This is a genomic window from Desulfotomaculum defluvii (genome assembly GCF_054657375.1).
The window spans coordinates 296,929-311,677 of sequence record NZ_BAAHYV010000006.1; the positions used below are offsets into that span (position 1 = coordinate 296,929).

The 14,749-nt window shown below is 37.1% G+C and carries 16 protein-coding genes and 1 pseudogene; 12 read left to right on the forward strand and 5 right to left on the reverse strand.

The genetic code is table 11. The features are described 5' to 3' along the window. Positions 1-37: 37 nt before the first annotated feature. The 7 genes from ACYQ03_RS04050 (at position 38) to ACYQ03_RS04080 (ending at position 7,286) form a co-directional block, all read left to right on the forward strand. On the forward strand, positions 38-1,246 hold the full coding sequence (locus tag ACYQ03_RS04050; protein ID WP_459907842.1) for a polysaccharide pyruvyl transferase family protein: 1,209 nt from the start codon (positions 38-40) through the stop codon (positions 1,244-1,246). A 63-nt stretch (positions 1,247-1,309) separates the two neighbouring features. Next, positions 1,310-2,668 (forward strand): oligosaccharide flippase family protein, encoded by a 1,359-nt coding sequence (locus ACYQ03_RS04055; RefSeq protein ID WP_459908741.1) that lies wholly within the window; start codon positions 1,310-1,312, stop codon positions 2,666-2,668. Positions 2,669-2,703: 35 nt separating this feature from the next. Then, entirely contained in the window at positions 2,704-3,582 is an 879-nt protein-coding gene (rfbA, locus tag ACYQ03_RS04060) for a glucose-1-phosphate thymidylyltransferase RfbA (RefSeq protein ID WP_459907844.1), read from the forward strand. 24 nt (positions 3,583-3,606) lie between these two features. Beyond that, on the forward strand, positions 3,607-4,167 hold the full coding sequence (rfbC, locus tag ACYQ03_RS04065) for a dTDP-4-dehydrorhamnose 3,5-epimerase (RefSeq protein WP_459907846.1): 561 nt from the start codon (positions 3,607-3,609) through the stop codon (positions 4,165-4,167). A 4-nt stretch (positions 4,168-4,171) separates the two neighbouring features. After that, a complete protein-coding gene (rfbD, locus tag ACYQ03_RS04070) occupies positions 4,172-5,014 on the forward strand; it encodes a dTDP-4-dehydrorhamnose reductase (protein ID WP_459907848.1) in 843 nt (280 codons plus the stop codon). Between the two features lie 12 nt (positions 5,015-5,026). Beyond that, complete coding sequence (gene rfbB / locus ACYQ03_RS04075) at positions 5,027-6,052, forward strand: dTDP-glucose 4,6-dehydratase (RefSeq protein WP_459907850.1); 1,026 nt, start codon at positions 5,027-5,029, stop codon at positions 6,050-6,052. A gap of 67 nt (positions 6,053-6,119) precedes the next feature. After that, entirely contained in the window at positions 6,120-7,286 is a 1,167-nt protein-coding gene (locus tag ACYQ03_RS04080) for a nucleotide sugar dehydrogenase (RefSeq protein ID WP_459907852.1), read from the forward strand. A gap of 449 nt (positions 7,287-7,735) precedes the next feature. Here ACYQ03_RS04080 and ACYQ03_RS04085 read toward each other — a convergent pair whose 3' ends face one another. The 3 genes from ACYQ03_RS04085 to ACYQ03_RS04095 all read right to left on the reverse strand — a co-directional run bounded on the left by ACYQ03_RS04085 (position 7,736) and on the right by ACYQ03_RS04095 (position 8,967). Then, a complete protein-coding gene (locus ACYQ03_RS04085) occupies positions 7,736-8,053 on the reverse strand; it encodes a type II toxin-antitoxin system RelE/ParE family toxin (protein ID WP_459907853.1) in 318 nt (105 codons plus the stop codon). After that, on the reverse strand, positions 8,047-8,226 hold the full coding sequence (locus tag ACYQ03_RS04090; RefSeq protein ID WP_459907855.1) for a hypothetical protein: 180 nt from the start codon (positions 8,224-8,226) through the stop codon (positions 8,047-8,049). Before ACYQ03_RS04090 ends, ACYQ03_RS04085 begins: the two co-directional genes overlap by 7 nt. Before the next feature lie 480 nt (positions 8,227-8,706). Continuing rightward, complete coding sequence (locus tag ACYQ03_RS04095; RefSeq protein WP_459907857.1) at positions 8,707-8,967, reverse strand: RpnC/YadD family protein; 261 nt, start codon at positions 8,965-8,967, stop codon at positions 8,707-8,709. A 190-nt stretch (positions 8,968-9,157) separates the two neighbouring features. On the opposite strand from ACYQ03_RS04095, the gene ACYQ03_RS04100 reads away from it, so the two are divergent. The 5 genes and pseudogenes from ACYQ03_RS04100 (at position 9,158) to ACYQ03_RS04120 (ending at position 11,637) form a co-directional block, all read left to right on the forward strand. Then, a complete protein-coding gene (locus ACYQ03_RS04100) occupies positions 9,158-9,340 on the forward strand; it encodes a hypothetical protein (RefSeq protein ID WP_459907859.1) in 183 nt (60 codons plus the stop codon). Next, on the forward strand, positions 9,331-9,978 hold the full coding sequence (locus tag ACYQ03_RS04105) for a DUF6338 family protein (RefSeq protein ID WP_459907861.1): 648 nt from the start codon (positions 9,331-9,333) through the stop codon (positions 9,976-9,978). The genes ACYQ03_RS04100 and ACYQ03_RS04105 overlap by 10 nt, the downstream gene beginning before the upstream one ends. A 633-nt stretch (positions 9,979-10,611) precedes the next feature. Continuing rightward, a pseudogene (locus ACYQ03_RS04110) lies at positions 10,612-11,166 on the forward strand (reverse transcriptase domain-containing protein); the annotation flags it as partial. Next, on the forward strand, positions 11,142-11,390 hold the full coding sequence (locus ACYQ03_RS04115) for a DUF4258 domain-containing protein (RefSeq protein WP_459907863.1): 249 nt from the start codon (positions 11,142-11,144) through the stop codon (positions 11,388-11,390). The pseudogene ACYQ03_RS04110 and the gene ACYQ03_RS04115, both read left to right, overlap by 25 nt. Before the next feature lies 1 nt (position 11,391). Further along, positions 11,392-11,637, forward strand: a complete 246-nt coding sequence (locus ACYQ03_RS04120; RefSeq protein WP_459907864.1) for a type II toxin-antitoxin system MqsA family antitoxin — start codon at positions 11,392-11,394, stop codon at positions 11,635-11,637. A 43-nt stretch (positions 11,638-11,680) separates the two neighbouring features. On the opposite strand, the gene ACYQ03_RS04125 is transcribed toward ACYQ03_RS04120, so the two are convergent. Beyond that, positions 11,681-11,929 (reverse strand): type II toxin-antitoxin system Phd/YefM family antitoxin, encoded by a 249-nt coding sequence (locus tag ACYQ03_RS04125; protein WP_459907866.1) that lies wholly within the window; start codon positions 11,927-11,929, stop codon positions 11,681-11,683. A 1,280-nt stretch (positions 11,930-13,209) separates the two neighbouring features. Next, a complete protein-coding gene (tnpC, locus tag ACYQ03_RS04130; RefSeq protein WP_459907867.1) occupies positions 13,210-14,745 on the reverse strand; it encodes an IS66 family transposase in 1,536 nt (511 codons plus the stop codon). Between the last annotated feature and the right edge of the window lie 4 nt (positions 14,746-14,749).

Below are 14,749 nucleotides of genomic sequence, written 5' to 3' on the forward strand. Positions count from 1 at the left end.
TACCTTTCAAACTATTTTATGAATTAAGGAGACAACAATGAAAAAATCAATAAATATTATTGGAGCATTTGATAGATATAACTATGGAGATTTACTTTTTCCTATTATTATTGAAGAATACCTTAAAAAGTATGATAAAAATTTACTGAAGGATTTTCAACTTGAATATTATGGATTAGTTAACTCTGACTTAACAGGGGTAGGAGGTAAGAAATCCAAAAGAATTAAAGACTTATATCAAAAGAATATCCCAGATGGTAGTGCAGTTATTATTTCAGGTGGAGAAGTAATTAGTTCAAAAAATACAAATTTATATTTGCATCTATGTGAAAACTATCCAATATTTTTATTTAAGAGTTTTATAGTTAAAGGTATGAGGAAAATAGTTGGGAAGAAAATAATAGACTCTTTTTTTAGAAAGAAATTTGGAATTAGATCAGACTACCCTTGGGTAATTGATCCAAGCCATTTTAATAATGAAATTAACATTATGTATAATACAGTTGGGGGGCGCATACCGGCTAGTAAGTACGACTATTTGCATGATAAATTGTCTAAAGCGGATTATATATCAGTGCGAGAAAATGACGTATTAAATAACATTAATATTCCACAAGCTCATTTATATCCTGATTCAGCTACAATGATGTCTGATATTTTTCCGTTAGAAATTTTGGAAAAAAAGGTTAGCCCGGTAATCAGAAATTTTGTTAATGAAAATAAAAATTATATCTGCATTCAAACAAATTTGAGTATTTACAAAAAAAATAAAGAGGAATATATTTCTCAAATAAAAAGAATAAAGTCCCATTCAAAAGAAGTAAAAATTGTATTATTGCCGTTAGGGTATGCCACAAATCATGATGATAGAATAGGGTTACGAAAGATTAAGGATCAAATTCCAGATAAAGTAGAATTAATGGATGAACTCAATATTTATGAAATGATGTATATCATTGGCTGCTCTCAATTTTTTGCGGGTACTAGTTTACATGGAAATATCACTGCAATGTCTTATAGTGTACCGCATATAGGGTTAAGTAAAGATAGACCTAAATTAGAGAGCTATTTATCTACTTGGGATATAGAAGAGCAAAATCACTGCATTGAAATATCGATGTTGTACGATTATTATGTTAAATCATTAAATACTAATAAAGAATTGTTAGCTTCAAAACGAGATGAGCTAGTTAATTTAGTATTAGAGAACTTCCAAAATTTATTTAAGGTTTTAAAAGAAGAATAAATCTAATTCTATACAAAAAATTAGATAATAATATAAATTTGTGGAGGAAAATATGAATTGAAAATGTTAAGTAGAGTTGGAAAGAAATTCTCTAAAAATAAAGTGAATGCTGCAAAAATATCTTTCGGAACTATACTAGGGCAAGGTATTTCAATTCTTACACTTCCGATAATTGCTAGAATATATGGTCCGGAAATTATTGGGCATTGGACGTTACTGATGTCCATCGCTATCATTGTTAACTCTTTTTCGGACTTAGGTTTGTTGCATTCAATTATGATTGTAGATGAAGATGATGTAAATGATCTGTACAAAGTATTAACAACAATAATAAGTTTTTTTAGTATAACAGCATCTATAATTGTAACTTTGTTTTATAGTTTTTTTGTAGAAACAGAAATGAATTTACTATTCTTATTTATATATTTGTCTTTCTTAATCTTTACTTCTAAACAAATAGATCTTTGTTATACCATTTTGAATAGGAATAGTGAGTACGATATTCTAATGAAAAATCCGGTAATAAATTATGGATTATTTAGTTTGTCTGCAATTTTATTAGGTTTGTGGCAATGGGGAGAGTATGGGTATTTTATTGGTCATATGTTAGGTCAATTTTTTACAGTTATCCATATGAAACGAAAATTACCTAAAGGTATGTTTACCTTTAAACATGAATATATGTTATTTCATATTTTAAAGCAAAAAAGGTTTATCAAATATCAAATGCCTGCAAATATTCTTTCAAACATTAAAAATCAATTGCCGACTCTATTAATAAGGAGTTTTTGGGGAGAAGAGATTCTTGGATACTACGCAATTACAGTTAGGCTGCTTCAAATGCCAAGTACATTCTTGGCAAAGGCTATAGGGCGTGTTTTTTTTAGCACATCTTCTAAAATGAGAAGAGATGGAAAAGACATAGGAAAGTATGTAATTAACAATATGATAAAAGGAATGAAGGTTGGTATTATTCCCATGTCTTTACTAATAGCTTTTGGTGATGTTGCTATTACCATTTTCTTAGGGGATGAATGGGAGATTGCAGGGAATTTTATACAAATATTAACATTGCAATATTTCTTTATGTTCCTCACTTACTCAGTACAAGGACTACCCGTTGTTTTGGAAAAACAAAATTATGCAATGATATCAGTTATATTACAGATCTTCGCCTATACAATTGGTGCTTTAATTGGTAAGTATATATTCCAAGATGTTTATAGTGCTCTGATAATTATGTCATTATTTTTTATAGTATTGAATATTGGGTATTATTGCTCGTTTTTTAAAGTTATGAAAGTACCGGTTAAGAAATATTTAATTAATGTTGCAGTTAGTTTAGGTTTAATATTTTTTATTTCAGTTTGTGTAAGGGGGATTTCCTACTTGTTAGGTATTACAAATTTCTTTGTAATATAAGACATCTATTCGCAATATAGAGAGGAGTATTATTAGTGAAAGGTATTATTTTAGCAGGGGGTAGTGGTACTCGATTATACCCTTTAACAATGGTTACAAGTAAACAATTACTACCAGTTTATGATAAGCCCATGATTTACTATCCTTTATCAACTTTAATGTTAGCAGGGATTCAAGATATACTTATTATTTCAACTCCAGATGATACGCCACGATTTAAGGCATTACTTGGGGATGGATCGCAGTTTGGAATTAATCTCGAGTATAAAGTCCAGCCGAGCCCAGATGGATTAGCTCAGGCTTTTTTAATTGGTGAAAAATTCATTGGTAATGATTCTGTTGCGATGATACTAGGAGATAACATCTATTATGGAAGTGGAATGAGAAAAATACTACAACGTGCTGCAAATAAAGAAAGTGGATCTACAGTTTTTGGTTATCATGTTCAGGACCCACAACGTTTCGGAGTAGTAGAGTTTGATCAAAATGGCAAGGTCATTAGTGTTGAAGAGAAGCCTGAAGTACCAAAATCAAATTATGCTATTACAGGGTTATATTTTTACGATAATCGTGTTGTTGAGGTTGCTAAAAATGTTCAACCTTCTAACCGTGGTGAACTCGAAATCACCTCAATAAATGAAGCATATTTAAAAATGGGAGATTTAGAAGTTGAGTTATTAGGTAGAGGGTTTACTTGGTTGGATACAGGAACACATCAAAGCTTAGTTGAAGCAACAAACTTTGTGAAAACAGTAGAAGAACATCAAGGAATTAAGATTGCTGCTCCAGAGGAAGTTGCTTTTATTAATGGATGGATTACTAAGGAACATTTATGGGAGTGCGGTGAAAAACTTAGTAAAACTAGATATGGCCAATATTTAATGAAGGTTGCAAATGGAGAGATACAATATTAAATAGAGAAAGAAGTGAATTGAAGGATGAAATTTACAAAGACAAATATAGATGGTGTGGTTGTTGTTGAACCAAACGTATTTGGTGATCATCGGGGCTGGTTTTTGGAATCCTATAACGAATCGGTTTTTTTAGAAGCTGGAATTGATGTGAAGTTTGTTCAGGACAACCAATCTTTTTCAGCATCTAAAGGCACATTAAGAGGATTACATTATCAATTAAATCCGAAAGCACAAACAAAATTAGTACGTTGTACACAAGGTGCTATTTTTGATGTTGCAGTAGATATACGTAAACAAAGTCCAACATTTGGGGAATGGTTTGGAATTGAATTAACAGCACAAAATAAAAAGCAATTATTAATTCCAAAAGGGTTTGCTCACGGGTTTATGACCTTAACTGAAAATGTTGAAGTACAATATAAGGTGGATGAGCTTTATGCTCCGGAATGTGATAGGGGCATTATTTGGAATGACCCTACAATTGGAGTCAAATGGCCTTTGGATATAAAGCCTGTATTATCTGGAAAAGATGAAAAGGCACCAGTATTAAAGAATGCTGAGAATAACTTCAGCTATGGGGATTAGTCTTATGAAGGTATTAGTAACAGGATATACTGGTCAGCTAGGGTATGATGTCGTACAATGTGGCTCGAAAAATGGGCTTAAAATGGTGGGAACAGGCTCAAAGGATTTAGATATTACAAACGAAGCTGCAGTTACTCAATACGTTAAAGAAATGAATCCTGACGCAATTATTCACTGTGCTGCTTATACAGCAGTTGATAAAGCAGAGGATGATAATGGTAATTGCTGGAACGTTAATGTTGAAGGAACAAAGCACTTAGTTAAAGCTGCAAGAGAGATAGATGCAAAGTTCTTGTATATAAGTACTGATTACGTGTTTAACGGAAAAGGAGAATCACCGTTCCAAGAAACTGATAAAACAAATCCTATTGGATATTATGGGTTAACAAAATATGAAGGTGAAAAAATAGTAAAACAAATGTTAGATCATTGGTTTATTGTACGTATATCATGGGTTTTTGGTATAAATGGAAGTAACTTTATTAAAACGATGCTTAGATTAGCGGAAACTAGAAAAGAATTAAACGTTGTAGGTGACCAAGTGGGCTCCCCTACTTATACATTCGATTTAGCTCGATTGATTATAGAGATGATCCAAAGTGATAAATATGGAGTTTATCATGCTTCAAATGAAGGTTTTTGTAGTTGGGCAGAGTTTGCTCAAGAAATATTTAGACAAGCTAATGCTGATGTGAAAGTTAATTCTATTTCTACTGAAGAGTATCCAACTCGAGCTGTCCGTCCAAAAAATTCACGGATGTCAAAGCAAAAACTGATTGAGAATGGTTTTCATCCCTTACCAAAATGGCAGGATGCAGTAAAACATTATCTAAGTGAATTAAAATAAGAGGTGAAATAAGTGTCTAGAAAGAAAATTCTCGTTACCGGTGGAGCTGGTTTTATTGGAGGTAACTTTGTTCAATATATGATGAACAAGTATCCACAATATGACATATATAATTTGGATTTATTAACTTATGCAGGGGATTTAACAAAGCACAAGTATATTGAAACAAAAGGCAATTACTTTTTTGTGAAGGCTGACATTGCTGACCGTGAAACAATAGTTACACTTTTTGAAAAAGAAAAGTTTGAGTATGTTGTCCATTTTGCTGCAGAAAGCCATGTTGATCGTTCCATTACAGATCCAGGGGTCTTTGTTCAAACGAATGTAGTCGGGACACAAGTGTTATTAGACGCATCAAGAGCAGTTGGAGTAACCAAATTTGTACATGTTTCGACCGATGAGGTTTACGGAGAGCTTGATTTTGATCCAACTAAATTTTTTACAGAAGAAACGCCATTGCAACCAAATAGCCCTTATAGTGCTAGTAAAGCATCGTCTGATTTATTAGTAAGGTCGTATCATGAAACCTATGGTCTACCTGTAAATATCACTCGTTGTTCGAATAACTATGGGCCGTACCACTTTCCAGAGAAATTGATTCCATTAACTATTTCTCGTGTTTTAAATGAACAGAAGGTACCAGTTTATGGAGATGGGAAAAACATTCGTGACTGGTTACACGTGATTGACCATTGTTCAGCGATTGATCTAGTCATGCACGAAGGTGTAAATGGTGAGGTATACAATGTTGGTGGGCATAATGAACGAACAAACTTAGAAGTTGTTAAGACAATTATTAAAACGCTTGGTAAATCAGAGGAATTAATTGAATTTGTAAAAGATCGGTTGGGTCACGATAAGCGCTATGCAATTGATCCTACTAAATTGGAGAATTTAGGTTGGCAACCAACTTATACTTTTGAAACTGGAATTTCTCAAACTATTCAATGGTATCTTGATAACAAAGAATGGTGGGAGCAAATTTTAAGTGGAGATTATCAGAACTATTTTGAGAAGCAATATAGCATTAATAAATAGAGTATTAAGATTAATAAATGTGGCTTAAACAAAAAAGTTATTGAAATTTGAAAGAGGTAATGTTCATATGAAAATTACAATCGCAGGTACAGGTTATGTGGGCTTATCAAATGCAATATTACTGGCACAACATAACGAAGTAATTGCGTTAGATATTATCCAAGAAAAAGTAGATATGATTAATAATAAAAGGTCTCCAATCATTGATAATGAGATTGAAGAATATTTAGCAACAAAAGAACTAAATCTAACTGCAACAACAGATAATTATAAAGCTTATAAAGATGCTGAATACGTCATTATTTCTACACCAACGAATTATGATCCGGAAAAAAACTATTTTAATACTAGAACTGTTGAAGCTGTTATTGCCAATGTATTGTCTATTAATCCAGATGCCATAATGGTAGTTAAATCAACGGTCCCAGTTGGTTATACAGAAAAGATAAGGGAAAAATTTGAAACAGATAATATTATTTTTTCACCTGAATTTTTACGTGAAGGAAAGGCTTTGTACGATAACTTATACCCGTCACGCATAATCGTTGGTGAACAATCTGATAGAGCCCAATTATTTGCTGACTTGTTAGTTAAAGGTGCTATTAAGGAAGATATTCCTTTGTTATTTACTAATTCAACAGAAGCGGAAGCTATTAAACTATTTGCTAACACTTACCTTGCGATGAGAGTCGCATTTTTTAATGAGCTCGATTCTTATGCAGAGGTAAGAGGATTAGATAGTAAGCAAATTATTGATGGTGTAGGTCTGGATCCACGAATTGGTAACCATTATAATAATCCTTCCTTTGGCTATGGTGGCTACTGTCTACCTAAAGACACTAAACAGCTATTAGCTAATTATGAAGATGTTCCAAATAATATAATGACAGCTATCGTAGATGCAAACAGAACAAGAAAAGACCATGTAGCCGAAATGATTATTAAGAAGAAACCTAAGATTGTTGGTATCTATAGGCTTACCATGAAAATGGACTCTGATAATTTTAGACAATCAGCAATTCAAGGTGTCATGAAACGTATTAAAGCTAAGGGTATTGAAGTTGTTGTATATGAGCCAGCACTTCATGAGGAGACCTTCTTTAATTCAAGAGTAATTAATGACTTTGAAGAGTTTAAGAGAGTTTCAGATGTAATAGTTGCGAATCGATTGTCTGATGATTTACGTGATGTAGAAGACAAGGTATATACAAGAGATTTGTTTAGTAGAGACTAAATACAATTACCCGCTAAGCCCATTGTGTTGGCTCGGCGGGCTTATTTGTGTTGCTTACTTTTTCCTAGAAATGCAATTCTTCGTAATCAGTTCCTCGTAAAATAATGATACTCGTCACAATATCTAAATGTATATGCTCGGGGGAAATACCGGAATCCCCCTCCCCGTGGGCTTCCGGAATTTCCCAGAAGGGGACAGTCCCCACTCACGTTACCAACTTAACGAGCTAAAGCGATTGGATTAATACAAACTCCTCCGCTTGATTACCTCGGCAGAGGAGTTTTAACGTAAGATATATTACCGGAACCATTTGACTGGTTGGTTTTATTTCATTTGTAGTATATTCCTAAGCTAATAATAGTGCTAACACTAGAAAGGCAGGACCTGTCCCAGACCAATAGTCTGATTGATATGACCGGAATGAAGAAATAGTCTACTGCTCGTTATGTCTATTGTAATTCCCAGTCATCGCGAGAAAGTGATAAAAGATTACGAGAAGCATGCACAATTGAAATTATTTCCACTGTTTTCAGGTCCTCCGAAACACGATATACAATACGGTAATTCTGAAAAACTACTTCTCTCAATTGTTGGTTAGTGAATTCTGGAACCACTCTGCCAATTAAGGGAAAGTTTTTCAGCTTATCACTCGCTTTAACAATTCTTTTCGCAAATTGGTTTGCATAAATCCTGGAATCGACTGCTATATAATCAAAAATATGTTTCAAATTTCTTACAGCACGTTCGGTCCAAATTAGCTTTACCACGTTTCAATCTGCTCCAATACATCTTTGGTTGTTAATACTCGACCTTCATCAGCATCTTTAATTCCTTCCATAACCTGTGAAATAAAATATATCTGATACATAATATCTTCAGCCGAGCACCCATCAGGTAACTTTTTGATAGCCTCGATAATATTGTACTTGATTAAATCCATATACTTTCAACTCCTTTGTACAATTATACCACAAACTTGTGCTCGGGGGGAAAACCGGAATCCCCTCCCCAGGGCTTCCAGTTTTCCCCAAAAAGGGACAGTCCGTGCGGGAGCAGCCGTCAAGGCTGAGAATCTAATGGCGTGAAAGTCGCCTATCACCAATTAGCCGGTTCGGGTGATTAGCATATCCGGAACGCAGGGAGGTAACAAACTGCGGTGTGCCCGGATGTAAAAGCCACTGAGGCCTGTATTACTCAGAGAATTGAAGGTCGGAACAGTCAGAGTGGCGAGCAAAACTGATCGGAGGTAACCGGAAGGCCTCCCGGCACTTCCAGAATTTACCGAACGGGGACTGTCCCTACATACGTTACTAACTTAACGAACTAAAGCGCTTGAATTAATACAAACTCCTCCGCTAGATTACCTCGGCAGAGGAGTTTTCACATAACATGTATTATGGAAACCATTTGACTGTTTGGTTTATTTCATTTGAGTAATGGCTGTCTGAATAATTTTTTTGGCTACTTCCTTGTCAGTGACATCAACAATTTGATCAAATATCCAGTCTAATACAGGTTCGCTGGTTATGTTCTTGACCATCTGCTGAAGTTCCAGGGACCCGACGCCAACTTTTCTGTAGAGTATTTTACAAATAGCATCTTGAGCTTTTTCAGTTTTACCTTCAGCTCTACCTTCAGCACGTTCCTGTTTTACCCATTCTTGATAGAGCGGTGATTCCATAATCATTTCCCTCCTAATCATTGAATGTATTAGTTCAGGGCTATATTTATTTCCAGCCATTATAGCCATCGCCCCATCGGTTTAACTCATTATTGGAACCAGTTGATTACTAACAAAGAGTACTCTTAAAAGTGTATGCTTATTGATATATTATATTTTCCACTGTAAAATATAGCCAGGGGTGATTTTTATGTTTAAATTTTTCTTTAAGGCAGAAGCTCAAGAAGCGGATAGTAGAACTTTAAATAGTAAACGGGAACCCGTAATACTTGAAACGACTGTAACAAAGCTGGTACCCCCTAAGGAAGAAACTAGGCCAAGCAGAATTGTTATAAGGGACAAGCTTAAAAAAGAAGAACTTATATGCAAATAAGACCGGATACTATATTCTTAATTGTTCTTTTTATATTACCCGGTTTCTTTTCCCAAACGTTAATACGGTCTTTAAGTAAGAAAGAAGAAACCACTAAAAAATCTGATATCACATATTTAAGTATTTTACATTCATTAGTTATTTATACAATTATTTACCCAATATTAATTTTAATATGGGGCCTAGATATTCATGATGTAGGATCCATTAAAAACCTTCTTCTTTCTACCCGTTGGGCACCTATGGCAACTGTTGGTTTATTGGCAGTAATAAGTTTTACCTGGGCATTGATATACCTAAGATTTGAAGTGTTTTTAGTAAAGACATTAAGAAGATATATAAGACCAACCGTGGAACCACCAAATGTTTACGCCAGACTTTTAGATAGTGATTATAGGAAAAGTAGTGAACCCAATTCACATTGGATAACTATAAGAGTAAACGATAAATTAATTGAAGGTGGAGTAGAGTATGTAGTTGCCCAAGGTGAATATCGCGAAGTTTTTTTAACTAACGTTGCATACCTGGATATTGAAACACGGGAAATACTCTATAGACTACCTGAGAACACTGGGGTTGTTATTAATTTGGATAATGTAGATATAAGTGAAGTTACCTCTGTACGCATTAACAACTAATAGATATTACATTTAATGGAAACACTACCTACCAAAGGTGGTGTTTAATTATTATGACGAACAAAAAGGAAGATAAGATTATACTTGATACAAAGGTTAAGGAAATAAAACCTCCCAAAGAGGAAACAAGACCCAGCACAAAAATTAGGGACAACTTACTCAGGTAAATTGCCATTTCAGTAAATTTCGGAAGGCCTCCTCGTGCACTTCTACCAAAAGGAGACGGCTCGTGTTCGGGGGAACCGGAATCCCCTTCCTAACAGTTTTCAGGATTCCCCAAAAGGGGACAGTCCGTGCGCCAAGCAAAGGGCGTGTCATATAGTGGGTGGGAATCCCACTGGAAAAGGTTCAGCCAAACCATTCTATAGCGAGTCTTGGTTGGCACACGGTGACGTGCGTCTTCAAGCGTAGACAGCCAACTAGTAGGCCGGAAGCGAAAGCTAAAGTGATTGAGCCCCGATATCCTTAATCCGGGAAGGCCGACGCGGTGGACTGTGCGGAAGGCAACATCTACCTGATCGTAACGGCAAGAGCAGGTAGGCTTCCCCGGGGTCGTAGAGCCTGGCATGCTCAAGAGAAACATTAACAGGCCACCAAGGTGGTCAACTATTATGTTAGCACTACTACCACGTAAACCACGAATGGCTAATCAAATTTCTAGAACATCGTATCAGTGACCCTAACATTATCCGGTTAGTCAAACGATTTCTCAAAGCAGGGATTATGGAAGAGGGAAAACGATACGAGACAACAGAAGGCACTCCGCAAGGTGGCCTAGCCTCCCCAATCTTGTCGAACATATATTTGCACTACGTCATTGACCTATGGTTTGAAAAGAAGGTACGGAAACAATGCAAAGGGGACGCCTTCATGGTTAGATATACCGATGATAATGTTTTCTGCTTCCAGTACGAACAAGAGGCTAAACACTTCTATCAGTTACTGCAAGAGAGGTTAGGTAAATTTGGGTTAGAAATATCCTTTGAGAAATCGAAGATTATACCATTCGGACGTAATATATGGAAGAAATACAAAGATGATAAGGATGACGAGAACAAGCCAGGCAGTGGCAGAGTTACCAAACCGGAAACCTTTGATTTCCTAGGTTTCACACACTATTGTAGCCAGAGCCTGAATGGGAAATTCTTAGTCGCCATGCTAGGATGCGAGCAGGGCAACGGTGTGTAAGGGATTTTGATTTAGTAATAGCAATTGCACATGGAGAAGTTCTTGAGGATTATCAGGAGGACCAAAGGGGTCATAGTTGCCTAGTATTAGGTTATACTAGCGGTGGCAAGCCCTTACATGAAGTTTGCGGTTCCGATCCTTCAGGGACCTCGGTAATTATTACTGTTTATTTTCCAGAGCCACCCAAATGGGTAGATCCAAAAACGCGAGGAAAGGTCGAATAGCATGATTACTAAATGTTTAATGTGTGGTGGCAAGACTGTTAGAAAAAAGGTAACCACAGAAAATTGGTGGGGAGAAAAATTAACATTTGTTGAAAATGTTCCGGCTTTTGTATGTGATACTTGTGGTGAGCAGTATTTTGAGCCAGAGGTATGTGAGGAACTTGATCGTTTAAGGGAAACTCCACCAGTAGCCAAGAAAACTATTCAAGTCCCAATCTATAATTTCCCTAAAACAATAGTACGTTAAATTGTTTATCCTAGAAGGGAACTGCACCTCTTATATTTCACAATTAGACCTCCAATGCATTCTTTAGGTCATTAAGTGACTTCCATTCCTCTCCCGTTTTAACTGCATCCTCTGCTTCGGAGAGCTTGGATAGCAGCTTTATCACTGCCTGTTGTTTTTCGTAATCCTGCATATCTAAAAGAGCATAGCGACCTCTACCGTTTTTAGTTAAGAACACTGGTTCTCCGACCTTGCAGGAGCGGAGAACATTGTTATAGTTCCTTAAATCAGAAATTGGCTTAATGTTTGGCATTCTTAACACCTCCATGACTTGCTGTTATAATTATACCCTAAATTTTCGAAAAAAAGGATGAAAGATTTTACAACAAGGTACTTAATCCCACTGCTCGGCGGTAAATTCCGGAAGGTCTACGGGGCATCCAAAATTTACGAAAATAGTCCCCACTTATGTTACCAACTTAACTAACTAAAGCGCTTGAATTAATACAAACTCCTCCGCTAGATTACCTCGGCAGAGGAGTTTTCACATAACATGTATTATGGAAACCATTTGACTGGTTTATTTCATTTGAGTAATGGCTGTCTGAATAATTTTTTTGGCTACTTCCTAATCATTGAATGTATTAGTTCAGGGGTATATTTATTTCCAGCCATTATACCATCGCAGCTAGTAAATCTTGTTGTAATGATCTGTCTGATTATTGCCATAGAAAAGATCCAACTATGCCATATTTTTGAACCACTTAGGATATTAAAATGAACCACTGGTGACATTAATAGGGCCACCACTTTTAGTGGTGACCTCAGATCACTATTTTTCTAAACCATGTCGTTCTCTCATAGATATCTCACCATCAATCAGAATGTGCGGAGGTAAATCCCGGAAGGCCTCCCGGCAACTTCCAGAATTTACCGAAAGGGGACTGTCCGTGCGCCAAGCAAAGGGCGTGTCATATAGTGGGTGGAAATCCCACTGGAAAAGGTTCAGCCAAATCGTTCCATAGCGAGTCTTGGTTGGCGCACGGTGACGTGCGTCTTCAAGCGTAGACAGCTAACTAGTAGGCCGGAAGCGAAAGCTGAAGTGATTGAGCCCCGATATCCTTAATCCGGGAAGGCCGACGCGGTGGACTGTGCGGAAGGCAACATCTACCTGATCGTAACGGCAAGAGCAGGTAGGCTTCCCCGGGGTCGTAGAGCCTGGCATGCTAGATATTGTTATGATACGTCAACTTGGGAGAACTCACCTGTCCTTCCCTGCTCGGCGGTAAATTCCGGAAGGCCTCCCGGCACTTCCAAAATTTACCGAAAGGGGACTGTCCCTACATACGTTACTAACTTAACGAACTAAAGCGTTTGAATTAATACAAACTCCTCCGCTGGATTACCCTGGTAGAGGAGTTTTCACATAACACTTATTATTGGAACCAGTTAAATATTTATACGTGTACTTTCTTGTTATTCTCTTTGTAAAGTAATTTCCATAAGGCCTAAGTTTGTAAGTTTAAAAGTAAGCGTCAAATAACTTGGTGGATAGAAAAAAGCAAAAACTTGTGTAAACTAAGTTTTTGCTCTCTACTTGCAGGCTTCTTGAACTTCTGGACTCCAGGGAAGGTAATCTTCAAGGAACTCTGGATGTTGGCCGAACTGTACCCCCGGCAATTCTTTGAAGATAAAATTAAGATATTTATACGGATTGAGACCATTTGCCTTAGCACTTTCGATGATGCTGTAAACGGCGGCACTTGCTGAAGCTCCTTTTGGGCTTCCACTGAACAGCCAGTTTTTGCGTCCTATGGTAAAGGGACGGATGCTGTTTTCAGCAAGGTTGTTGGAAATGGAGCAGTTACCATCCTTAAGATAATTCATAAACTCTTCCTTATGGTTGAGAGCATAGATGAATGCCTCACTAAGCTTGGATTTTGGCAGCACCTTACCTCTGGTGGAATCAATCCACGCCCAAAAAGCATCTAAAACTGGTTTTTCCTGTTTCAGACGCTCCGATTTACGTTGTTCGCTCGAAAGGTTCTCTAGAGTCTTTTCAATCTCGAAGAGTTTGTTGCAGAATGAGATGCCTTGGCTTGGCAAGGTGGCTTCCGGGCTATGTATATCTTTCGGAAGGGCATCGACAAAGTTTCTTCGAAGATGTGTCCAACAGAGGCACCGTATGATTCCTGGAATCTTTTTGTACCCTGAGTACGCATCTGTGTGAAGATATCCCTTGAACCCTTTTAGGAATTTTTGAGGGTATTTGCCACTTCTGCCAGGTTGATACTCGAAGATTCGAATGGGGTGTTTGCAATGTTGGCCAGTGGCGTATACCCACATGTAGGAATCGGTCGTATTCTTACGTCCCTCTTCATTCAGAACTTGAACCGTTGTTTCATCCGCATGCAGATATTTTCCCTGCAAGATCTTCTGATGCATTAAATCCACCAATGGTGCCAACCAGTCCCGGGATGCGGCAATAATCCAATTGGCCATGGTAGCACGGCTTAAGTTCACACTCAGCGTCTTCCACTCCTTTTCCTGTCGGTAAAGGGGTAAGGCGTTGACGAACTTTTGATGCATGACCCATGCTACTGTAGAAGGAGATGCCATGGAATGTTGTACTACTGGATAAGGCATGGGTGACTTCTCCATGTAGGGTTGACCTTTTTTACGACAGGTGCGGCACTCGAAGGTTTCACGGTAATAATCGATAACCCTCACTTGGGCAGGAATGAACTCAATTTCAGTACGGATGAATTCTTCACCTACCGGGACAAGAGGGGTGTTGCATGCTTCGCAAAAGCGGTCTTCTTTAACAAGGGTACAGAGACGTTTAACACGAGGGATATCCTTTAATAATTCCTTCCGCTGACCCTTAAATTTCTTTCGCCGGTAATCATCCACCTCTTTAAGTGTAGGTTCTGGCGCCAACGGATCAGTTGTGGTTTCTGCTTCATCAAAAAGAGACATCTGCCCCAAAGAAAGGGATGATGTCTTCTCAGAACTTCTGCCGAATAATTTTTTCGTCAGATATTCAACGCTATCGTGAAGCCGTTTGTTTTCCAACTCCAGTTCGCATATACGTTTTTCCAGTATTTTTACCTGCTCTGTTGCGCTCATGAAT